Origin of the sequence: Bartonella sp. AP40SXNS (genome assembly GCF_042195825.1) — a bacterium.
In the GTDB taxonomy this organism is placed as follows: domain Bacteria; phylum Pseudomonadota; class Alphaproteobacteria; order Rhizobiales; family Rhizobiaceae; genus Bartonella.
This window is the reverse complement of the sequence record NZ_JBHIPB010000011.1, coordinates 1-19,071: the sequence shown is the minus strand read 5'-3', so window position 1 is coordinate 19,071 and position 19,071 is coordinate 1. Positions and strand designations below refer to the sequence as shown.

Annotated in this window: 29 protein-coding genes; 11 read left to right on the top strand and 18 right to left on the bottom strand. The window is 38.7% G+C overall.

Features of this window, described 5'->3' with window-relative positions:
• From ACFILZ_RS07660 to ACFILZ_RS07650, 3 genes are read right to left on the bottom strand one after another with little or no spacing between them, the layout of a single operon-like run.
• The gene (locus ACFILZ_RS07660) at positions 1-2,055 is read right to left on the bottom strand and encodes a portal protein (RefSeq protein ID WP_375610771.1); all 2,055 of its coding nucleotides are present in this window, start codon (positions 2,053-2,055) and stop codon (positions 1-3) included.
• Entirely contained in the window at positions 2,040-3,365 is a 1,326-nt protein-coding gene (locus ACFILZ_RS07655; protein WP_375610770.1) for a PBSX family phage terminase large subunit, read from the bottom strand. The genes ACFILZ_RS07660 and ACFILZ_RS07655 overlap by 16 nt, the downstream gene beginning before the upstream one ends.
• Positions 3,346-3,660, bottom strand: coding sequence for a hypothetical protein (locus tag ACFILZ_RS07650; RefSeq protein WP_375610769.1), 315 nt, complete (start codon positions 3,658-3,660; stop codon positions 3,346-3,348). The genes ACFILZ_RS07655 and ACFILZ_RS07650 overlap by 20 nt, the downstream gene beginning before the upstream one ends.
• Positions 3,661-3,966: 306 nt before the next feature.
• Between ACFILZ_RS07650 and ACFILZ_RS07645 the strand changes: the two genes are divergently transcribed.
• The gene (locus ACFILZ_RS07645; protein ID WP_375610768.1) at positions 3,967-5,352 is read left to right on the top strand and encodes a hypothetical protein; all 1,386 of its coding nucleotides are present in this window, start codon (positions 3,967-3,969) and stop codon (positions 5,350-5,352) included.
• A 64-nt stretch (positions 5,353-5,416) separates the two neighbouring features.
• On the opposite strand, the gene ACFILZ_RS07640 is transcribed toward ACFILZ_RS07645, so the two are convergent.
• The 5 genes from ACFILZ_RS07640 to ssb all read right to left on the bottom strand — a co-directional run bounded on the left by ACFILZ_RS07640 (position 5,417) and on the right by ssb (position 7,484).
• Positions 5,417-5,644: a DUF6290 family protein gene (locus ACFILZ_RS07640; protein WP_007346764.1), complete on the bottom strand. Its 228-nt coding sequence runs from the start codon at positions 5,642-5,644 to the stop codon at positions 5,417-5,419.
• 210 nt (positions 5,645-5,854) lie between these two features.
• On the bottom strand, positions 5,855-6,181 hold the full coding sequence (locus ACFILZ_RS07635) for a type II toxin-antitoxin system PemK/MazF family toxin (protein WP_007346765.1): 327 nt from the start codon (positions 6,179-6,181) through the stop codon (positions 5,855-5,857).
• Positions 6,178-6,435, bottom strand: coding sequence for an AbrB/MazE/SpoVT family DNA-binding domain-containing protein (locus ACFILZ_RS07630; protein ID WP_100131165.1), 258 nt, complete (start codon positions 6,433-6,435; stop codon positions 6,178-6,180). Before ACFILZ_RS07630 ends, ACFILZ_RS07635 begins: the two co-directional genes overlap by 4 nt.
• Positions 6,436-6,487: 52 nt before the next feature.
• Positions 6,488-6,988: a hypothetical protein gene (locus tag ACFILZ_RS07625; protein WP_375610767.1), complete on the bottom strand. Its 501-nt coding sequence runs from the start codon at positions 6,986-6,988 to the stop codon at positions 6,488-6,490.
• 52 nt (positions 6,989-7,040) lie between these two features.
• Positions 7,041-7,484: a single-stranded DNA-binding protein gene (ssb, locus tag ACFILZ_RS07620; protein WP_375610766.1), complete on the bottom strand. Its 444-nt coding sequence runs from the start codon at positions 7,482-7,484 to the stop codon at positions 7,041-7,043.
• A 192-nt stretch (positions 7,485-7,676) separates the two neighbouring features.
• Between ssb and ACFILZ_RS07615 the strand changes: the two genes are divergently transcribed.
• Together ACFILZ_RS07615 and ACFILZ_RS07610 are read left to right on the top strand one after the other, a co-directional pair.
• Positions 7,677-7,976, top strand: coding sequence for a BrnT family toxin (locus ACFILZ_RS07615; protein ID WP_208439550.1), 300 nt, complete (start codon positions 7,677-7,679; stop codon positions 7,974-7,976).
• Positions 7,954-8,259, top strand: a complete 306-nt coding sequence (locus ACFILZ_RS07610) for a BrnA antitoxin family protein (protein ID WP_375610765.1) — start codon at positions 7,954-7,956, stop codon at positions 8,257-8,259. Before ACFILZ_RS07615 ends, ACFILZ_RS07610 begins: the two co-directional genes overlap by 23 nt.
• 122 nt (positions 8,260-8,381) lie before the next feature.
• On the opposite strand, the gene ACFILZ_RS07605 is transcribed toward ACFILZ_RS07610, so the two are convergent.
• From ACFILZ_RS07605 to ACFILZ_RS07575, 7 genes are all read right to left on the bottom strand, one after another.
• Entirely contained in the window at positions 8,382-8,897 is a 516-nt protein-coding gene (locus tag ACFILZ_RS07605) for a hypothetical protein (protein WP_375610764.1), read from the bottom strand.
• A complete protein-coding gene (locus ACFILZ_RS07600) occupies positions 8,884-9,231 on the bottom strand; it encodes a hypothetical protein (RefSeq protein ID WP_375610763.1) in 348 nt (115 codons plus the stop codon). The genes ACFILZ_RS07605 and ACFILZ_RS07600 overlap by 14 nt, the downstream gene beginning before the upstream one ends.
• A 156-nt stretch (positions 9,232-9,387) precedes the next feature.
• The gene (locus tag ACFILZ_RS07595) at positions 9,388-9,906 is read right to left on the bottom strand and encodes a hypothetical protein (protein ID WP_375610762.1); all 519 of its coding nucleotides are present in this window, start codon (positions 9,904-9,906) and stop codon (positions 9,388-9,390) included.
• A complete protein-coding gene (locus tag ACFILZ_RS07590) occupies positions 9,848-10,933 on the bottom strand; it encodes a YdaU family protein (protein ID WP_375610761.1) in 1,086 nt (361 codons plus the stop codon). The genes ACFILZ_RS07595 and ACFILZ_RS07590 overlap by 59 nt, the downstream gene beginning before the upstream one ends.
• A complete protein-coding gene (locus ACFILZ_RS07585) occupies positions 10,926-11,402 on the bottom strand; it encodes a crossover junction endodeoxyribonuclease RuvC (RefSeq protein ID WP_375610760.1) in 477 nt (158 codons plus the stop codon). Before ACFILZ_RS07585 ends, ACFILZ_RS07590 begins: the two co-directional genes overlap by 8 nt.
• A gap of 102 nt (positions 11,403-11,504) precedes the next feature.
• The gene (locus ACFILZ_RS07580; RefSeq protein ID WP_375610759.1) at positions 11,505-11,888 is read right to left on the bottom strand and encodes a hypothetical protein; all 384 of its coding nucleotides are present in this window, start codon (positions 11,886-11,888) and stop codon (positions 11,505-11,507) included.
• A complete protein-coding gene (locus ACFILZ_RS07575; protein WP_375610758.1) occupies positions 11,872-12,228 on the bottom strand; it encodes a hypothetical protein in 357 nt (118 codons plus the stop codon). Before ACFILZ_RS07575 ends, ACFILZ_RS07580 begins: the two co-directional genes overlap by 17 nt.
• A gap of 84 nt (positions 12,229-12,312) precedes the next feature.
• Between ACFILZ_RS07575 and ACFILZ_RS07570 the strand changes: the two genes are divergently transcribed.
• From ACFILZ_RS07570 to ACFILZ_RS07535, 8 genes are all read left to right on the top strand, one after another.
• Positions 12,313-12,651: a helix-turn-helix domain-containing protein gene (locus ACFILZ_RS07570; RefSeq protein ID WP_375610757.1), complete on the top strand. Its 339-nt coding sequence runs from the start codon at positions 12,313-12,315 to the stop codon at positions 12,649-12,651.
• Between the two features lie 239 nt (positions 12,652-12,890).
• Positions 12,891-13,265, top strand: a complete 375-nt coding sequence (locus tag ACFILZ_RS07565; RefSeq protein ID WP_375610756.1) for a hypothetical protein — start codon at positions 12,891-12,893, stop codon at positions 13,263-13,265.
• A gap of 67 nt (positions 13,266-13,332) precedes the next feature.
• Positions 13,333-14,091: an antA/AntB antirepressor family protein gene (locus tag ACFILZ_RS07560; protein WP_375610755.1), complete on the top strand. Its 759-nt coding sequence runs from the start codon at positions 13,333-13,335 to the stop codon at positions 14,089-14,091.
• A 141-nt stretch (positions 14,092-14,232) separates the two neighbouring features.
• The gene (locus ACFILZ_RS07555) at positions 14,233-15,027 is read left to right on the top strand and encodes an ERF family protein (protein ID WP_375610754.1); all 795 of its coding nucleotides are present in this window, start codon (positions 14,233-14,235) and stop codon (positions 15,025-15,027) included.
• A 1-nt stretch (position 15,028) separates the two neighbouring features.
• Positions 15,029-15,652, top strand: a complete 624-nt coding sequence (locus tag ACFILZ_RS07550) for a lambda exonuclease family protein (RefSeq protein ID WP_375610753.1) — start codon at positions 15,029-15,031, stop codon at positions 15,650-15,652.
• A gap of 108 nt (positions 15,653-15,760) precedes the next feature.
• Complete coding sequence (locus ACFILZ_RS07545) at positions 15,761-16,306, top strand: hypothetical protein (RefSeq protein WP_375610752.1); 546 nt, start codon at positions 15,761-15,763, stop codon at positions 16,304-16,306.
• 125 nt (positions 16,307-16,431) lie between these two features.
• On the top strand, positions 16,432-16,680 hold the full coding sequence (locus tag ACFILZ_RS07540; RefSeq protein WP_015857131.1) for a hypothetical protein: 249 nt from the start codon (positions 16,432-16,434) through the stop codon (positions 16,678-16,680).
• A gap of 2 nt (positions 16,681-16,682) precedes the next feature.
• The gene (locus tag ACFILZ_RS07535; protein WP_375610751.1) at positions 16,683-17,720 is read left to right on the top strand and encodes a tyrosine-type recombinase/integrase; all 1,038 of its coding nucleotides are present in this window, start codon (positions 16,683-16,685) and stop codon (positions 17,718-17,720) included.
• A gap of 52 nt (positions 17,721-17,772) precedes the next feature.
• Here the strand turns inward: ACFILZ_RS07535 and ACFILZ_RS07530 are convergent, their stop codons facing one another.
• The 3 genes from ACFILZ_RS07530 to ACFILZ_RS07520 all read right to left on the bottom strand — a co-directional run.
• Positions 17,773-18,072, bottom strand: coding sequence for a HigA family addiction module antitoxin (locus ACFILZ_RS07530; RefSeq protein WP_183194585.1), 300 nt, complete (start codon positions 18,070-18,072; stop codon positions 17,773-17,775).
• 17 nt (positions 18,073-18,089) lie between these two features.
• Positions 18,090-18,371: a type II toxin-antitoxin system RelE/ParE family toxin gene (locus ACFILZ_RS07525; protein ID WP_183194586.1), complete on the bottom strand. Its 282-nt coding sequence runs from the start codon at positions 18,369-18,371 to the stop codon at positions 18,090-18,092.
• Positions 18,372-18,841: 470 nt separating this feature from the next.
• The coding region (locus ACFILZ_RS07520) for a DnaB-like helicase C-terminal domain-containing protein (protein WP_375610750.1) at positions 18,842-19,071 on the bottom strand (230 nt) is incomplete at its 5' end.

The following is a 19,071-nucleotide window of genomic DNA, read 5'->3' as shown; positions in this document are numbered from 1 at the left end:
TCAATGTGTTATTATATTTTTTGTCAAAACTCGATAGTGTTCCAACTGAGCCTGTAAAGCTTTGCGCTCTAAGTCGCGCTGCGCTATCTCATTTTTTGCCTGTTGCAACTCAAGCTGCATACGCGCTTGTTCTTGTTTCAAGAAAAGTTCGATATTTTTCTGCTGCAATGCCGCTTGTTTCTGCTGCGTATCAAGTTGATAGAGTGTGCTCTTTGCTTGCGCTTCTTGCTGTAAAACAGCAATCTTTGCTTGTTGCTCTGGAGTTAATTGCGCCCCTTGGCTTTGTTGCATCATCTGCTGTTGCTGTTGTTCTTGTTGTGCCTGCTGTGCTTTTGCCGTTAAATTTGCTACCAATGTTGCCGGTAGTGGGGAAAGCTTTAAAAGATCTGGAATCATCTCCGGTGTTAAGAACCCACCAAGCAATGGCAACATCTGCGTAATTGTCGCAAAAGTTTTCTCTTTTTCATTGGGGCTTGTCGGTGAATCATCAACAATAATGTCATACTCAAGCGTCGTAACAGCTTCACGCGTCAACGGCACATATTGGGCATTCTCTTGTCCAGAAATACGTACCAAACGCCCATCAGAGAGATAATTTTGAATAAGATAGAGAATAATCTTTCCCTGCCTACACCGATAAAGCTTGAGATTGTCAAACAGCCCCGCAAGCAAATTAAGCGTTGATTGCCGGCGTGTGTTTTCCAGCACATTGGCTTGGTTGACCTCCCGTGTTCCGATAAACTCAGCTGATAACCCTGTTACATGCGTTATCGCTTCACGCGATTCATTAAACAGCTGAAAAAATCCATTGGGAAATTGTGCACTTGGCTTTGGTTGAATTTTCCCTCCTATAAGCGCGCCATTTTTAACCCAAGTAATCGTATCCGTTCGCGCCCAGCTTTCCATAGCTTGGCGATCATCATCGAAAGCGTCTCGTTCTGCCATCAAGCCGCCCTTAGACTGGCTATTAAGGATATACATCACTTGGCTAAAATATTTATTCGACCATTTTTGTGGATCTTTTGCGGGGCGAACAATCCCGTAAAACTGGTTTTTAAGCTTATCCAGCGTGCCCGTGATACACTCCCACCCAAATTGCCCATCAGGTGCTAATGGCTTATCGGGCTTTGCTAAAAGACGTCGTCCTAGAAAAGCGCGCCTCACCACTTTTTTATTAAAACACACCCCTTGTAGTTGTGGCATCACCCTTTGAAGCTGTTCAAACTCCTGTTTGCTATAGTTGCGCATCTGGCCGGTTTGAAGATCAGGCGCCTTGTAAGTGATCTCATATTCAAACCAACGGCATTCAACCAGCGTAACATAGCGTTTCCTAGAACACGGCTCTGATAGAGAAGTCGCATTGGAGTCATCTTGATACGCATCAAGTGACACATGAGAATCCTCAGAAGCGGTTGTACTATCGATAGCCCAATCGGCGTTAAGATCTTCAACAGCAACATCAGGAAAAAGACTTTTAGCATCCTCAACGGATTTGCGATCAACATACCACATACGCTGTGCGTCAATGAGATTTGGTCTTACAGCATTGGCATCCCAAACCATTTTTAAGGGATCTAAACGTTGAACAGCAGGTATCCCTTCGGGATCTGTATCATAATCAAGCCGCGTATCTGTCCAGCCCATACCGCAAATAACCATATCCTGAAAAGCATCGGAATCGGCATATTCCGCCTCTGCCTCATCACGAAACCATTCTGCTGCTCCAGTAAGCAATTCATTGGGTATTGCCGCTCCCATTTGCCGTGGTTGAAACTGTACTTCGCGCTTATTATTACGCTCCGCCCCAACAATAGCATTCACAAGGGGTGCAATGCGGTTAAAAGTCATGACAGGACGGCGTTGCTCTTTTAAAACCGCAAGATCTTCCTCTGCCCATTGACGACCATTATAAAAATCAAAATCTTCACGCGCCTGTTCACGCCATTCATTAACATGTTCAATATCTTCTGCGTACCAAGACTTTAAACGCTTATAGAGTTCATATTCATCGAGGATTGTCGTTTTTTGAAAGTCTTGATCTAGAATGCCATCCATGATGCCGCTTCTCTTTCCATAGTGCAATAACGCTCTTGCTTGGGTTTGACACTGGGTGCTTCATAGACAATGCACATTAAACCAAAGGCATCCGCCCCATGGCTCGACCAATCATGCTCTGCACCCAAACCAATGCCGCGCTTCTCATCCCATTTCTCATGATACCAATTCAGTGCTTTGCGCCCTGCTACCGTCATCTCTTCATTAAACCAAACAGACGGCAAAATACGCCGCACCGCCTCTATACGCATCTTAACCGCCCCTGCCCCTTGATTAGGGATCACTTGCGTTTCAAAACCCGCATCATTTAAAGCACTCTCAAAACTCACATTATGTACACGGTCTCTTGTTGCACCATCATGGGGGAGAACCATCAATGCCTTCTCATAACCATTTTGACGCAACCAACCGATATGTTCCGATAACGGTTGTCCTTGCGCTTCGTAATAATCAAGCACTCTGATCTCTCTGCCAACAAATTGCGCTATCCAGATTGCTGTGGCATCTGCCTTAGCACCTGTGCCCCCAATATCCCAAAAGGCGCGTATCTGCATTAAAGGATCACGCGCAACACGCCCTATCCGTCCCTCTTGCTCGGCTACCAACATTTCCTTTTGATAATAAGCGCCTTGAACTGCTGTAAGATAAGCCCCTTCCCAGATATGCTTATAAGTCTCGGGGCGGTTTCTCAGATCATCAAGCCGCGCTTCATTCAAGATCTTGGGAAACTTCGGATTGTCTGACCAATTGATCTCTACACGCTTAATGGCTTCATTGTCTGAAAAGCGAAACCGCTTCTCAACGGGTGCATTCTCTCGCAACGGGTTCCATGTCACCCATAACTCTGCTCGCCACCCCTCGCCCTCTTCACGCAAAGTCGGTATAAGCGTCTGCCAAGCCGTCTCTGTCACCGGCTCTGCCTCATCAACCCAACAAAGCAAAATGCGCCCCATCGATTTAATACTCGCAATATTACGGTCTAGTCCAGAAAACTGAAAGGCTATACGACCATCTATCGACTTAATCGACGACTCCCCAACCTTGTAATAGTCCCTTAAAAAATCATGGGCTTCAATCGCCCGCTTAATCTCCTCCAATGAACTCTCTGCTAGCGAATTCTGAAACTGACGTGCACAAAGAATAGTCCCCGATATCCCTCCCATACCAAATTGATAGCCTTTTAAAGCCGCCATCAAGGCAAATGATCTTGTCTTTCCAGAGCCTCGCCCACCCCAAGCCGCGCGTACCAAAGCGTCTCCTGTAAAAATAGGAATGAGTTTTGGTACAATCTTAATCTGTCTCGTTGTCATAAACCAAAGGGGCTATTTCCACGCGCCCTATCATTTTAATCGCCCCGCCATCCTCTCCTGTCACTTGAAGAGGCAAAATCTTTCCCAACAATGACAGATAAGCAGCGGGGCATTTGATTGCCTGTTTTTCTAGATAAGAGATCAAACCATCATCACCATATTTCTTACCAGCGCGCTCAGCTGCCTTAAGCACTGCTTCTTTCAAAATACGTGTCGTTTTATTTGGCACACCTTTTACTCGCCCTTGACCTGCCTTTGGGGGCGTTTTTTTTGCAAGTTTTTCAGTGGTTTTCATGTGTGTTTCTTTTTGTAAACAAGACAATAAAAAAACCCCGCAAAAGCAGGGCTCTGAACAATCATATAAACTTATAAGAAAGGTTATACCTTTACCGTAACTCTAGACACAATTCGACCAGTACAGCAGTGCCATAAAACACTATTTTTCATATCCTGTCAACAAAAAAATCACGATATTGTGTATTTTTTATTTTTTCACCTAAATCTAGTGTCTTTAACAACCAACCACTCACAATTGTGTCTTCTAAACGAATCAATTATATGGAAGCACTAAATTATTGATTAGCAAAAAGTGGGGGGAATAATGGAAATAATTATAGTCATAGGAGGAATATTAATAGCAGCAAATATGATCTACCACATTTCGAAGGTAGGAGAGAAAGGTTGGAATGTAGGATTCGAAAATACGATTTTATTAATCATAATAATCGATGTGTTTTTATATTTTGAATTCTCAGTGAACATATTACTAATAATAGCAACTTTACTGTCTTTTAGGAGCTATTTAAGAATAAATGACTATGAAGAACAATTCGAGTTACTTCAGGAACAGAAAAATCGAGAAATAGAAATATACAAAGAACAAATTACGAAATGGGATAGAAGTCTTTTAAAGAAGGCTCAAAAAATATCGCAAAAATGGATTAAGCAATGGAATAAAGAAATTAGACAGTGGGAAAAGGATATACTAAGAATAAAAGATCCCATAATGATAGGTGAAGCTTATGAACATCACCATCCCATCATAAAAGATATCTGTACTCAAGGATATAAAGAAATACCGTTTCTCTATAAGAAAGCTTTGGAAACAGAACCTTCTGCTGAGCATTGCGAAAAAATCAATGTATTCAAGAAACACATAGCTTTTAAGAAAAGCTATCTAAAAACAATGCGACTCATGAAAAAAAACGGGATAGTTGTTGAAAAAATCGTAGATCCCCTTACAGAGAAAACATGTCATAAATCTACAATGTTTTTGTTGCATTGGTGGTTATATGTGGTTGATGATATGATCATAGCCGAGTACGAAAAACAAGCGTTACATGGGTTTTATAAAAATGATAAATCGCTTGACATCTACTGGGATGAAATGTCTAAAAATACAGAATACGAAGAGATAGAAGAAATACTGAAATCATGGCATTTGCCTATTAAGTATGAATGCCTAGTAGAGATAAAAAAATGTTTACTGACATTGTTGTATGACATTTCGGATGACTATAGAATAGCAAGAGAAATTTTTATTCATTATAAGCGTCTTCTTGAAACTGTTACAGAAGGATATATTTCTTTAGATGAAGACCGTTATACCGAAGAGGTAAAATGGAAGGTAAATGAGTGTAAAGAGAAAGATAAAGAACTCATAAATGAAAAAGATAATTATAATCTATACATTTCTGAAAATATTCCAACATTTGAGAAAACTTACAAATTAGGAACAATAGAACAAATTAAATCAGCAAGTAAAAAATGCTATAATAGATTTATCTATTGGGATATGCTCGTAAATATAATAAATTCAAGAGAGAAACTACAAATTATCTTCGGTGAAGAAAAGGTGAATGCACTGAAAAAAGCTATAAAGGAAGAATACAAACAATTTCATATCGAAAAGCAGGAGGCAATTTTCGAAAATAAAGATTTTCATTACAACAAATCCTACGAGCATTTGGTAGAATATTTGTTATAAACCAATACGATTATGCGCTTTTGTGAAAAATATTTGTCCAGACTTTGCTTCAGTTTTCTAACACCTAATCGTCCAAGCCAAGCTCTTTCCTCACCTCTTCAGAGCTATAAAAAGTACCCTCTCCCCTTCGAACACGCTCTCTTACTTGTGAGGCTAAATAATAATCCTCTGCTTCCTCTATTCCACGTTCAATAATCTCGCGTAAATAAAAAGACTTTGTACGTCCTGTCTTAGCAGCTAAATTATTCAAACGTGTTTCGAGATCACTTGGCAATCGAATAGATATCGTCATAACACAATCCTCATATTTGTATTCACTGTAATACAAATACAACGAATTGTACAGAAAAACGTTTCACGTCAAAGCGAAAGAAACAACATAAAACATCTACCATTTAGTTTTTTGTCAAAATATTTCTGTAGAGCATTTAGAACAATCCGTAATGAACTTACAAGATGTGGTAATATCTTATCTGAAAGACTGGATCCTACATATAATTGATCAACTAAAGATCGTGACAACCTTCGCTAATACTTCATTCATAATAGCTGTTGGCAAACTTTCTACTTTACGCCCATTGCGCACCACCAAATCGAGAACACGAGGCTGATCGCAACGAATAACACCCCTCGTTCTTGTACCCGTAAGCGGCACTGCAAATCCAATACGGCGAACAAAATTTCCACCGCTTGTGATCGGCAAAATAACTGGTAAACCTGTTGCTTGATTAAAATCATCAGGAGAAACAATGACGACAGGACGGTACCCACGCTGCTCTCGTCCTTGGATTGGTTCCAAATCTACCATATAGATATCACCACGCCTCATATAAGCTCGCCCCCTACAGCAGAGGAATCAACCCACTCACGGTCTTCAGGTGATTGTGGTTGCGAATAATCGGAGGCAGCTAATAACTCAGCCATCGTGTATCGCGGCTGGACTGATGGTCCCACGACAAGACGACCATTATCAATAGCCAAACCAACTTCGGTATTTTCAGTCAAGTGAAGAACATCAAGCAATGCAGGTGGGATGGAGAGCATCACTGATCCCCCAACTTTACGTAATTTTGTTGTGTGCATAAAACGCTCCCTTCAGTATTATATAAAAATATAACACTCTAAAGCCTACTATTCAATAGTCTTTTTTGCGCTTTTGCGTAAAATGTCTATGAAGCGCACTAAGAGTAATCTGCAATGAATTTACAAGATGTGGCAACGTTTGATCTTCACTAACAAGATATTGTAGAGCCGCATAAAGATTATACTGTCTATAGAGATGTTGTGTTTCTTTTATCGCCTCTTGCATATTAGAAAACTGTCCTGTTGCAAATTCAACCCATTTTTCTCTTGCTTTGTCATCAGAAGATGATGGTATTTCATCATAAACAGCGCTTGGTAAACCTTTTGCACACAAATAGTCATTTTTCACTTCAAGATATTTTTGCGCAGCATCATACTGATCTTGAGTAAGCACACCTTGCAAACATAGCCGCCCAACATAAGACCCAGCAAGCGGATTTTTAGCCTCTTCAATCGTCAAACCAAAGCGTTTAGCACGCATTTCAATTGCCAATTGATTAACAGGATCTTGACGTACTTTCATTTGTGAAATATAAGCATCTTTCTTTTTCATACATCCCCTAATCTGTGGGAGCCCACATGTTTCTCTTTGTTCTATTTTTCAATCAGAATGGCATGCTATCGTTAAGAGATGTGCTATAATCTTTAGCACCTGAAACGATAGCATAATTTTGAGAAGTAACGGAAGAAGGGGTAGACTGCTCTTTCTTTGCATCAAGCAAATACAACTCGCCTTTGAATTGCGGTAAAACAATCTCTGTTGTGTAACGGTCATGCCCATTTTTATCTTGCCATTTGCGTGTTTGTAATTTTCCTTCTACGTAAACTTTTGAACCTTTGTTGAGATATTGAAGTGCAATTTTTGCCAAATGTGGATTAAAAACCACAACTGAATGCCATTCTGTTTTTTCTACTTTTTGATTGTTTTTTTTATCTGTATAGCTCTCAGAAGTCGCTATACTAAAATTGACTACTTCTGTTCCAGAATTCATTGTTTTGCTTTCGGGATCAGCACCTAAACGCCCGATTAACGTCACTTTATTTAGCATGTTTTTTTACCTTAAACTTGTATTTTAATACATAGAAAATCTTAACATGATTTTCTTATTTTTTCAATTATTTCAAAAGTATATTATTGTTTTTTAACATATAAAATTATGTTTAATATGCAAAAAAACATAAATAGTTCAGTGTTCATTTAAAACTCTTGATATACATACATAAATGTATTAACATAAGATATGAGAATAAGATTTGAATGGGATGAAACTAAAGCAAAAAGTAATCTTAGAAAGCACCGTGTCAGTTTTGAAATTGCTGCTCGTGTTTTTGCAGACCCGTTCGCCATGGTTAAACAAGACCGTATTGAAAACGGAGAATATCGTTGGCAAACTTTGGGTCTTGTGGATGGTTTTTTACTGCTGCTCGTGGCGCATACTGTCCATGATGATAAAGATGGTATAGAAGTAATCCGTATTATTTCAGCGCGGCGAGCTAACTCGAAAGAAAGGAAACGTTATGAAGAAGAAAGTTCTTTATGAAATTGATGTAGGTAGCTTATCACCTTTGACAGATAAACAGAGAGTTGAAGTTGATAAGCTGGCTGCAATGCCGGACAGTGCAATTGATCATAGTGATATTCCGTCACTCAATGATGCATTCTGGAAAAACGCCGTTCGCAATCCATTCTATAAACCAACCAAAACTGTCACAACAGTACGTGTGGATTCAGACGTTCTAGCGTGGCTTAAAAGTCAAGGGAAAGGATATCAAACACGGATTAACGCAATTTTACGTGACGCCATGCTTCGTTCAATGCGTTGACCTCTTTCCTGCTACAAAGAGTATCAAACTGCTTTCGATAGTTTTTTATGCTCTTGTTGATTTTATCGAACGTTGAGAAGAGACAACGTAATCTGAACAGTTTTATAAAATCGGAAATTTTACTATGGCTTTTTAACTGAGCACTGTAGTGTGTAAATAGATATATTTATTAAACTGCGTGTATGTAACATAAGAAACAATACACAAACTAAAAAGGAATACCAAAGAGCAATATCTGAATACCAAAGTACAGTATCCAATGAAAAAGAAAGCTTATGCTCTACGTAATTAGAAATGATAGGCAAAGAAACAGTTTCTTTATAACTACTTGGGAAAATTAAAACGATAAGCGCTAAAATTATTAACTTTAGGAGACTGTGCATATACTGTTGTAAATCACGTGTTAGTTTCACCCAACCCGTTGTATCATCATCTTTATATTTTGGATTATTTTGCAATTCAAAAGGAATATGAGAATTGCATAAAATTACAAAAATATTTGTTATTATTATCAAACCAAAAGATGCAAATATCAAAATACTTTGGATAAAGTAGGGATTTTTTTTAATTCCTAAAAAACATAAAAATATAAAAGTTATAATGCCAAACAAGGCTCTTATTTGCTTATCTGTAAACATGTTCATTTCCTGCGGCTTTTGATAATTTTTTGATTTCTCTGTTAATCTCGTCTATAAGAGGTTCGTAATTGAGAACGCTTTTCGGAATATTCCCACCGTAAACCCATGCTTTTACTTGCGCTTTGGTGCTAAAATCCGCATTTTCTGGTGTGGTATAATACTGACCGCCATCAAACTTTTCACACTCTCTTGTGCCGTCTTCATATTCATAGAGGTTGTAAAAATACTCCTCTGCTCCATCTCCCCAAGGAACATACCCAACAGCCGTTGCAACCCACTTTTTTTGCATGGGCTGTTTATGATTTGTTAAGAACAGTTGTTTTAATATTTCCATGTTTTTAGTCCATAATTTTACCAATTGGTCTATTTACCTTAAATTTTACCGTACAGAGCGTTTTATATTATTGTTGTGGTTTTCATCGTAAAATCTTTAAATCGCTCTGTACGGTACCTTTTTGACGATTTAAACGCATATCTAATCACAAAACCATCAGCACTTTTCACTAGTTTGCTGTGGACCAAAGCGTTTCATTATCCCACCAATGTCATTTAAAGTTTCTTCAAGCTCTTGCTTGTGAACAAGCGTTATAGGCGTTGAATGCTCTTTCTCTGCTTGTTCTTTCAACTCCCTTTCACGGAATCTCAAAACAGCATTGCGTACAAAATTGGCTTTTCTCAAAAGATCGTTTTCTAAATCTCGACACAACCTGACAAGTTCTCGTGTGCTCGGAAAAAACGTATCGGATAAACAATTTATTTCATCACATAAAATCCGTTTGACCACTGTCATCAATGACCATGCAGAGACATTTTCCAAAACCATTCCATAGGTCAACGCCATTCCCTCATGGTCTGATTGTTGTGCTATTTTCAAACCACACGACAGCATGCGAATAGCTTTTGCTATATCCTCTTTACCTGCTTTCACGGCGAAGAGCTCTTGCAATTGATCACCAGCCTCTAAAGCAATCGATTCCTGCTGTTTCGTTAATTGGCTGCCATCCTTCAAAACAAACGGACCGCTCGGAGGTATCATCGCATGAATGTGTTTCAAAATACCCTCGATTTCCGATATCAAGGAGACTGTCTGCGATACGCTCCCCAATGCTTTTTTGCTTTTGAGTGTAATTTCCATTGTTTTCACCATTGTTGTTCGTGTTTTTTGTTTTTTCTAAATCATCAACAGCCTTGCGTACCCAGTTACGCCATGTTGCTTGCCAATCGGTTTTGGTTGCATTTGCTCCGGCTTTTGAACGCCAGTAATCTCGAAACTTCGCGATTTCGACTTTCACACGCTCTGGAGGCAAGCCCTCTGCAATGGCAAAATCGTAATCGGGTTCAAAGTCTTCAGGCAATCGACAGCCTCGATTAGCTTGCGCTCGTTTTGCTTTTTTGGGAACGTTCTCTTGCTCGTGAATGGGAGGTTGGTTGTCTGATGAGGTTTCGATTTGCTCTGATGTGGTCTCAACAGCAGCAACCTCTGTTGGCTCATGAACCTGTTCGTTTGTTTCTAAACTTTCAGAACCAATTTCTTTTTTTGATAAAACAATAGTTTTATTTTTTTTATATATATTATTCTTATTCTGGTTCTTTATAGCTAGATTTTGCTTGTCGTTTGCTTCAGCAAAAAAAACGTTTTGCTTATCATTTGCTTCAGCAAAATTATTAATATGTTGTTTTATATTATTTTTTGCTTTTGCACCTTTTTTACCAGCCTCACTACGAACTTGCGATATGTGCTCTTTTTTATCAGCAAAATCATTCAGCTCTTCTTCAACGCGTGTATTCCACAATCCATTATCTGTCTCAACAAGTTTATCATTCCTCATTAAGTATTCGACAAGAGTTGCAAATTTTTTCTGCGAACAATTGCAAGCACGTGCAAGCGTTTCAAAATCTTCTTTAATTGGTGCTTTTTTATCGTACATGCGAACGAGAAGCGTCATATAAGCGCCCCTTTGCTCTAACGTCATTCCATCTGTACCACTTATCCAGTCATACAAATGGAATCTTATCCATGGCATACCATTAGACATGCGCATCCCCTTCTTTCATTAAATATAAAATTGCCAAAGCATCTGCTTCGTTGTCGTCACAAGGCGCGTGACCTTTTGCACGCATTGCCTTAATCATTTCTGCTTTTGAGGCATTTCCTTTGCCTGTCATTGCTTTCTTAATGGTACCAACGGGAATGCCTTCATACGGTATCTGATGATGTTCACACCACGCCGTTAATGTTGCTAGAAAGCCCCCATAAACATGAGAAGCGTCTGTACCCACATGCCGGCGTACCTCTTCAAAATACACTGCATCAATTTCATCAACAGACCTCTTTAGTTCAGTAAGCCATTTCTTAAAGCGCAAATAACGCATACCACCGCCTTCAAAACGGCGTGATTGAAAATGTTCTGTATCACTTGTGATAAAACCATCTGCATCACGAAGCGCCCAGCCAGTCTTAGTGCCTAGATCAAGACAGAGAATGGTTTGTGCATTAGTGATCATAATCCCCCCTGCTGTTGCGTATTTATATGTGTGCTATGACAGAGCGCGTAATCATAAGTTTTAAAAAACGAACTCACTCAATTCAGACACACACTGCATGCCTTATCTAACTGCACTAACTGAATGTGTAGATCGATTGTATTTCTGTAAACTATCTATGAAACGTTTTTTGAAACCATATGCGTTACTATATGCCTTTATGGACAATGAAGGTCCTAAAGCACTTTTAGCTATTAAATTATCATTTTCATCAAGAGAAAAATCCCAATCAGAATCGCTAAAAACAATTGTGCTGCCATCTGGAAAATGCATTTCTTTTGTAAAATCTTCTAAAATGTGAAAAGTATAATATGAACTTTGCAATACCTTTGTAGAGCTTTGCATTTTTTTATGAGAGACATAAAAACAAAAAATCGTGATTACATTGGTCGTAAAAAGCATAATAATCGCTGCTAAACCGTAATCCATTTTATTTTCTTTCTTCATATTGAAGCTGTTTTTGTTCGCACGACTTTTCACTCAAACTGAAACCGTTGACAAAAGAAGGCGTTGAGAGTGTTGCTTTTTCTTCTTCCATCAAACCTTGCAAACGCTCAGGATAGAAAAAATCTTCGGGTCGCAAATCAATGTTGTGTTTACGAGCATAGTTTAAAAGCATCACTTGATATTTAGCCGGAATGATTCCGCCCTTACCCTCGCGTTTTTCAAGAGAATAAGCCCATTTTCTAACCACAATAACATTACGATTAATGATATTTGCAACCTTATGATATCCACCAAGATATGTAATTATAAGTTTAGCTGTTTCTGTATATGCTTTTATCATAGCCAATAAAATACGATATAAGGAACATTTAGTCAATACGATAAACGTATTTTTATGTTTTTTAATATTGTAAGGTTTTTAAAAATGATAAATAACACAAGTATGGTTAAACAAAGAGAGCTAAAAATTTGGATAAAACAAGAACTTGATAAAATGGGCCGTGGCAGTCAAGCAAAACTTGCGGCCCATCTTGGAGTACGCAGACCAGCTATATCTAATATTGTCAATCTTGACCCTAATAAGGAAATGAGGGACGTTAAAGCTGATGAGCTTGTTAAAATTATGGAATTTTTTAAAGATTCTTCACCTGTTTCCGGATTTTGTTCTGATGATTTTCTTTATTTGTATTCTCAAGCAAATGATTCTGAAAAAAAGATTGTCGAGGATCTTTTAAAATCTTTGCTCGCAGCACGAAATCTATAAAAGCTATTCTTTCATTTTCAGTTAATTTATTTAACATTACAGTTAGTTGTTTGTTTCTTTCACAGTCCAACATAAATTCCCCATTTAAATTTTAAGATAATAAATAATTTATGTGGATTATAAATACATAAAAATACGTTTATCGTAATTTTTTTCTTGACATTTAATTACGATAAACGTATTTTATTTTTATAAACCACGCACAAACAATCGCCAAGAGGCGTTAGGGAGGAAAAATTATGGAAAATCCAATTCTTATAAATTCCAATGAAATTTTATTAGTTGTCTATGATGATGATCAAAACATTGGTCGGTCTGGACCACTTGATGCAAGCCAAATTCTAAGCATTGTTGCTGAGGTAGATGATGCAATCCAAATCTTTCGTATAAATCCTTCTGAGAATAATTGTGAAGATATCTCTGAAGAGATTGCAGACGCATATGTAGAAGCAAATATTGAACATCTCCATGAGGATAGTGAGGTTCATTACTTTGTACGTGAAAGTGATGCTTACAATGAACTTTTAGACGAGATCGCAGACGAAAAATATAATGATAAGGTCTACGGGACCTATGAAGAGCAAAATAAATTACGTCTTTGTGATGTGATTTAAAAATTCTAAAGGGCGCATTTAAAAGCGCCCCCTTTCATTCATCAATCCCATCAATATGAGGTTCGTAATGGAAAAGCCTATTGCTATCCAGCACAATACAATCAAACACGAAACCGTTCAAACGGTCAACGCTCGTGAGTTACATGCGTTTTTGGAAATTGGGAAAGATTTCTCTACTTGGATTAAGGACCGTATTCATCAATATGAATTTGAAGAGGGAAATGATTTCATAAAAACACAAGATTTGCGGTCCCCAAAATTGGGGAGCGCAAAATCTAGAGCTGTTACAGCTATAGACTATCACCTCACATTAGACATGGCAAAAGAGCTCGCCATGGTAGAGCGTAATGAAAAAGGAAAACAAGCCCGTCAATATTTTATTGAATGCGAGCGGCGTGCAAAGCAAGTTGTTACACCACAAATCGATTACTCAAGTCCAAAGGCTATGATTGGCTTTTTGAATTACCTACAAGGTCAAATAGATCAAAAAGACACCATCATTGAAGATTTAACACCAAAAGCCATGGCTCTTGAAAGCTTACAGCGCCATGATGGACTCTTTGGTCTTACAGAAGCCGCTAAAATACTTGAGATGCAACCAAAACAGTTCATTCAATTCTTACAGCAAAAAGGGTGGGTTTACAGACGAGCAGCAGGTGGAAATTTGCTTCCTTATCAAGACAAAATCCAAAAGAAACTTATGGATTGTCCAACTATCACACTTCAAACCGCAAGTGGAATAGAAAAAGTCATTCCTTGCGCAAAAATTACAGCAAAAGGAATTGGTGTGCTGTCTCAAGAGCTTAAAAGACAAAGCATGCATTAAGAGCAACAATTATGGAAAAGAAATACGAACGACTAATCTTATAGTATCTCTATAAGCCGTTTCTAGCAACAAAAACAAAGATTTTAACACCAGCGTGATTCACGCCACGGGGGAATTGCGCTCAAATAGGAGGAAATCAAGATGAGTGAACTAAACACTAACCTAACAGAAATTGAAGAAACGCATCACTTAGCGATTAAACAAACTGCTATGGAACGTATTTTAAACAGAGCCTTAGAAAATGACGTCGATATGGACCGTCTCGAGCGTCTCATTGCCTTACGAGAAAAAGAAATAGAACGACAAAACTACGAAAGATTTGCCAGTGATCTTTCGAATATGCAAATAGAATATCAAAAAATACAAAAAAACTCTACAAACACCCATACAAACAGCCAATATGCAACCCTTGACCAGTACATTGATGCTGTAAAAAACACTCTTGCAAAACACCGATTTGCTTTGTTTTCTCGTATCAAAGAACAGAGTTCAGACAATATAATTATAGAAATGACTTTGACGCATCCGTCTGGAAATAAAATCTCAACAGAAGGAAAGTTTCCTTATGACACTAAAGGATGCAAATCAAATATACAATCGGTTGGTTCTGCAATCACATACGCACGCAGATATCTGTTAGGCATGCTTCTTAATGTCGTGAGTGAAGATGATGATACAGATGGAAACCCGCCTATTAAAAAGGCTTTTCCACAACAGATCAATGAAATCAGAAGACTTGTCGTACAAACCCAAACAGAAGAAGAAAAAATACTTGCTTATGTCAACGTCAAAAAGCTCGACGATATGTCTGAAGGACAAGCACAAACGGTATTACATCTTTTGAAAGATAAACAAAACAGGCAAAAGGCAGAAACAGATTCTACTATACAAGATGCCGATATAGAAACGCCACACGAACAGGGAACGGCGGTGTGAGATGGAACAAAGAACAGCAGAATGGTTTCAAGCGCGCTTGGGTAAAGTCACTGCTTCAAACGTTTACAACGTACTCAGTAAGACAGCAAAAGGTTTGCCTACAAGCAAATATGAAGATTACAAAACGAAACTCATGACAGAACGCTTAATAGGGGAAATAAGCCAATCTTATACAACACCTGCTATGCAATGGGGCATTGAACATGAAGAGAATGCCTTGAGAGAATATGAATTCATTTATGACGCAGAAGTCACAAGATGCGGGTTTATCCCACACCCCAAAATGGAAATGGCGGGGGCTAGTCCTGATGGGTTCATTGGAGAGGACGGTTTAATAGAAGTCAAATGTCCACAATCAACAAACCATCTTCGTTTTTTTATTTATGACGAAATCAAGCCCGAATATATCGCACAGATGCAATTCCAAATGGCATGCACTGGACGCAAATGGTGTGATTTCATGAGCTATAATCCAAACTTTGTAGGCAAATCTACTGGTTTGAGAATGAAAATCAAACGCGTCAATCGTGATGAGAAACACATTGAAGAGATCAATAAAGCGGTCGAAATCTTTTTAGGGGAAATAGAACAAGAGATGCAAAAGATTTTGGCAAAAGCTGCTTAAACCTATGGGGGTGCTCTCTCCTCCCCGCACCCCCACCCTTCTTAACACTTTCAAGTAATGCGTGATTCACGCCACGGGTGGATTGTACGCAAATCAAGGAAATAAACCATGGAAAAGAAATACGAACTGACAGATGAAACAATCGAAGTTGGGCGCAAAACGCTCCGCCGCATTCGTGCATTGAGAGATTTGGGGGACGTCAAGAAAGGTGATCTTGGCGGCTATATCGAGAAAGAAGACAATCTAAGTCATGATGGCAATTGCTGGGTTGGGGGTTATGCCAAGGTTTATGATGATGCTAAGGTTTACGAAAATGCACATGTTTACGGTTATGCCGAGGTTTACGACAATTCTCGTATTTATGGCAAAGCAGAAGTTTTCGATGAACCATGCATTTACGGTCATGCAGAAGTTTACGGTGATGCATATATTTGCGGTGAACCGAACGTTTTTGATAATGCAGAAGTTTATGGCAATGCACAAGTTTACGAAGAGGCATACATTTACGATAGGGCGCGTGTTTACGGCAATGCGCAAGTTTACGGTGATGCGCATATTTACGGTCATGCAAAAATTTACGGTGATGCATGTGTATGTTGGAACGACTGGATTGATGACGATAGAAGAATCTCAACTAGAGAAAAAACCAGATGAGAAAATAACGAACGACTAATCTTATAGTATCTCTATAAGCCGTTTCTAACACCGAAAAACCAACTTTTAAACACCAGCGTGATTCACGCCACGGGGGAATTACATCTCAATGAAGGGGAATAAACATGCCACACCGCCCACCTACTATCACGCAACCAGCTATTGCTCGTGCTTTAAGAGAAGCTAAAAAACAAGGATGTGAACTCATAGAAATCAAACCTACAGGGGAATTATTAATTCATATCAATAAAACCATAACACCAACAACGACAGATAATACTTATAGCATTGACGATTTTCCACCACTTGAAAACGAGCAAGAAGACTACGAGACCAGCAAAAGTTGCCCCTCTGTCGACGGTATAAAGTTTTAGCCATGCCAAAACGCCGTCCACCGCATCTTGTTCGTGAACGCACACGCCATGGTAAAATCATATGGTATGTACGTATTGGTCATGGACCACGGTTTCGGATTGAAGGAACCTATGGAACGCAAGAGTTTGTCGATAATTATACGCTTGCTCTTAAGCAAGCTCAAAATGGCTCCTCCAAAACAAAGAGGCGTACCAGACTCACAGAAGGGTCTTTCGATTGGTTGTTGCATCAGTATTTACAAAGCATGCAATGGCATAATCAATCAGAATCTACTAAAAAAGTTAAATATCGAATTCTGAATAATGTTTCTAAACATATCGGTAATCGTGCATATAAAAGCATAAACAAACAACACATGCTTGAAGCCGTAGACAGAAGGCGAGAGACCCCCGCAGCTGCAAAACATTTTCTAACTTCTTTAAACAGTCTTTTTAATTGGGCGGTTGATAATGCTCTTTTAAATAGAAATCCTGCCTTTAATATAAAAGCACCAAAATCTTTAAACAGTGAGGGATTACTGCCATGGCTAGAAGAGGACATAGACAAATATTATCACCGTTGGTCACATGGTACACATGAACGCGTCTGGATTGATGTTCTTCTTTATACAGGCTTGCGTCGTGGTGATGCCGTTCGTATCGGCTGGAAAGACGTCAAAGATAATATCATTTATCTCAAAACAGAAAAGAGCCAATTTAAAACAGATGTTTTTCTCCCTATTTTACCAGAACTAGAGGAAACCCTTAAAATTGGTCCCGTAGGTGATGAAACATTCATTTGCGGAAAAGGTGGAAATAAGCTCGTAAAAGAAAGTTTCGGGAATCTGTTTCGTGAAGCATGTAATGCAGCAGGAATTAAAAAATCAGCTCACGGCTTGCGAAAATTAGCAGCAACACGTGCAGCCAATGCTGGTGCGACAGTTTCGCAAATGAAAGCGCTTTTTGGCTGGTCAGAAGATAAAATGGCATCTCTTTATACCAAAACAGCCGATAGAAAGCGCCTTGCAATAGAAGCCATTAAAAAACTTCAAAAAGGTTAGAGCAACGGGCGGAAGCTAAAAAACTAAAGCCCCGTCAAAATTATAAACGAAATCAAAGCGACGTTTGATGTGCTTCAGAAACCAGAGGAGAAATAGGTGGTTGTGTCTGTTGCATTGTTTGCCATAAATTATAATTTGTTTGCATATCCAGCCAAAATTTCGCTTTACTAAAACCAGCTAGTTCTAATTTCACTGCAAGTTCGGTACTCATAGAGGCATGTCCGTTAATCACTCTTGATAGAGAAGCTCTTGTCATATGGAGATGATTAGCTAACTTTTGTATTGTTATCCCCATTTCGTCTAAGAAAGCTACTTTTAGAACTTCGCCCGGATGTGCGGGGTTATGCATCATTATTTTCGTTCCTTTCATCAATGGTAATCTTGATAATCAACAAGCTCCACATCTGTTCCTATAAAGCGAAAAGTAACACGCCAATTTCCATTCACCCATATAGAATAATATCCTGTAAGTTCACCTTTAAGAGGATGCATTTTAAAGGCAGGTGCTTTCAACATTTCGGGCGTGGTAGCACTTGTTAAAGCCGTTAAGATAACGCGTAATTTCTTTACGTGATCTGGTCGAATAGCTTTTGTGGAACCTGTTGTATAAAATAATTTTAAGCCCTTATGTCTGAAACTCACAATTGCCATTAGCACCCCTTATCGTATACTATTACTATACGATTTATAAAAATAAGAGTCAAGTAAGATACTGGAAAATCTGATTACATATTTGGATAAAATGATTGAGAATAAGCTATAAAAAAGTTCGGGATAGACATAAAATAAGTTAATAAAATCAATGGAATTAAAATTCCCTTACCTTTATATAAGTTATTGATTGCATATAAATGTAGCATTCCCACCCCCTCCGCCACAGCACTTTTATGGTGCTATAACTTTTTGATTGTAGCTTGCCAGCGGGTTTTGTATATTTTGCCTGTAGCTTGCCAGCGGGTTTTGTTGTAGCTTGCCTGTAGCTTGCCAGCGGTTTTTGTATATTTTGCCACTAGGTTTTGTACCAATTTATTTTTTTTAAAGAGTTTTTAAGGGGTTCTCAAAGGGTCTTCAAATGCTTTTCAAAGGGTATTTAAAGCTCTCTTTAACGCATTTTTCTGCTCCTATTTTTCCAAATCACTAAAGCATGTAAAGTCGGATTGAAAGGCAAGGGAAACGATTCCTGTCGGACCATGGCGTTGTTTTGCTATAATAACCTCAGCTTTGCCCTTGGCTTGCTCCATTGCCTCTTGCCACTTGCTATACTCAGAGGTGCCTTCTTTGGGTTCTTCATTTTTGAGATAATATTCTTCACGATAAACGAACAAAACAATGTCGGCATCTTGCTCGATTG

Coding starts and splice junctions, on each gene's coding strand:
- ACFILZ_RS07660 (WP_375610771.1), bottom strand. CDS start 2,055: ATGGATGGCATTCTAGATCAAGACTTTCAAAAAACGACAATCCTCGAT.
- ACFILZ_RS07655 (WP_375610770.1), bottom strand. CDS start 3,365: ATGACAACGAGACAGATTAAGATTGTACCAAAACTCATTCCTATTTTT.
- ACFILZ_RS07650 (WP_375610769.1), bottom strand. CDS start 3,660: ATGAAAACCACTGAAAAACTTGCAAAAAAAACGCCCCCAAAGGCAGGT.
- ACFILZ_RS07645 (WP_375610768.1), top strand. CDS start 3,967: ATGGAAATAATTATAGTCATAGGAGGAATATTAATAGCAGCAAATATG.
- ACFILZ_RS07640 (WP_007346764.1), bottom strand. CDS start 5,644: ATGACGATATCTATTCGATTGCCAAGTGATCTCGAAACACGTTTGAAT.
- ACFILZ_RS07635 (WP_007346765.1), bottom strand. CDS start 6,181: ATGAGGCGTGGTGATATCTATATGGTAGATTTGGAACCAATCCAAGGA.
- ACFILZ_RS07630 (WP_100131165.1), bottom strand. CDS start 6,435: ATGCACACAACAAAATTACGTAAAGTTGGGGGATCAGTGATGCTCTCC.
- ACFILZ_RS07625 (WP_375610767.1), bottom strand. CDS start 6,988: ATGAAAAAGAAAGATGCTTATATTTCACAAATGAAAGTACGTCAAGAT.
- ssb (WP_375610766.1), bottom strand. CDS start 7,484: ATGCTAAATAAAGTGACGTTAATCGGGCGTTTAGGTGCTGATCCCGAA.
- ACFILZ_RS07615 (WP_208439550.1), top strand. CDS start 7,677: ATGAGAATAAGATTTGAATGGGATGAAACTAAAGCAAAAAGTAATCTT.
- ACFILZ_RS07610 (WP_375610765.1), top strand. CDS start 7,954: ATGAAGAAGAAAGTTCTTTATGAAATTGATGTAGGTAGCTTATCACCT.
- ACFILZ_RS07605 (WP_375610764.1), bottom strand. CDS start 8,897: ATGTTTACAGATAAGCAAATAAGAGCCTTGTTTGGCATTATAACTTTT.
- ACFILZ_RS07600 (WP_375610763.1), bottom strand. CDS start 9,231: ATGGAAATATTAAAACAACTGTTCTTAACAAATCATAAACAGCCCATG.
- ACFILZ_RS07590 (WP_375610761.1), bottom strand. CDS start 10,933: ATGTCTAATGGTATGCCATGGATAAGATTCCATTTGTATGACTGGATA.
- ACFILZ_RS07585 (WP_375610760.1), bottom strand. CDS start 11,402: ATGATCACTAATGCACAAACCATTCTCTGTCTTGATCTAGGCACTAAG.
- ACFILZ_RS07580 (WP_375610759.1), bottom strand. CDS start 11,888: ATGAAGAAAGAAAATAAAATGGATTACGGTTTAGCAGCGATTATTATG.
- ACFILZ_RS07575 (WP_375610758.1), bottom strand. CDS start 12,228: ATGATAAAAGCATATACAGAAACAGCTAAACTTATAATTACATATCTT.
- ACFILZ_RS07570 (WP_375610757.1), top strand. CDS start 12,313: ATGATAAATAACACAAGTATGGTTAAACAAAGAGAGCTAAAAATTTGG.
- ACFILZ_RS07565 (WP_375610756.1), top strand. CDS start 12,891: ATGGAAAATCCAATTCTTATAAATTCCAATGAAATTTTATTAGTTGTC.
- ACFILZ_RS07560 (WP_375610755.1), top strand. CDS start 13,333: ATGGAAAAGCCTATTGCTATCCAGCACAATACAATCAAACACGAAACC.
- ACFILZ_RS07555 (WP_375610754.1), top strand. CDS start 14,233: ATGAGTGAACTAAACACTAACCTAACAGAAATTGAAGAAACGCATCAC.
- ACFILZ_RS07550 (WP_375610753.1), top strand. CDS start 15,029: ATGGAACAAAGAACAGCAGAATGGTTTCAAGCGCGCTTGGGTAAAGTC.
- ACFILZ_RS07545 (WP_375610752.1), top strand. CDS start 15,761: ATGGAAAAGAAATACGAACTGACAGATGAAACAATCGAAGTTGGGCGC.
- ACFILZ_RS07540 (WP_015857131.1), top strand. CDS start 16,432: ATGCCACACCGCCCACCTACTATCACGCAACCAGCTATTGCTCGTGCT.
- ACFILZ_RS07535 (WP_375610751.1), top strand. CDS start 16,683: ATGCCAAAACGCCGTCCACCGCATCTTGTTCGTGAACGCACACGCCAT.
- ACFILZ_RS07530 (WP_183194585.1), bottom strand. CDS start 18,072: ATGATGCATAACCCCGCACATCCGGGCGAAGTTCTAAAAGTAGCTTTC.
- ACFILZ_RS07525 (WP_183194586.1), bottom strand. CDS start 18,371: ATGGCAATTGTGAGTTTCAGACATAAGGGCTTAAAATTATTTTATACA.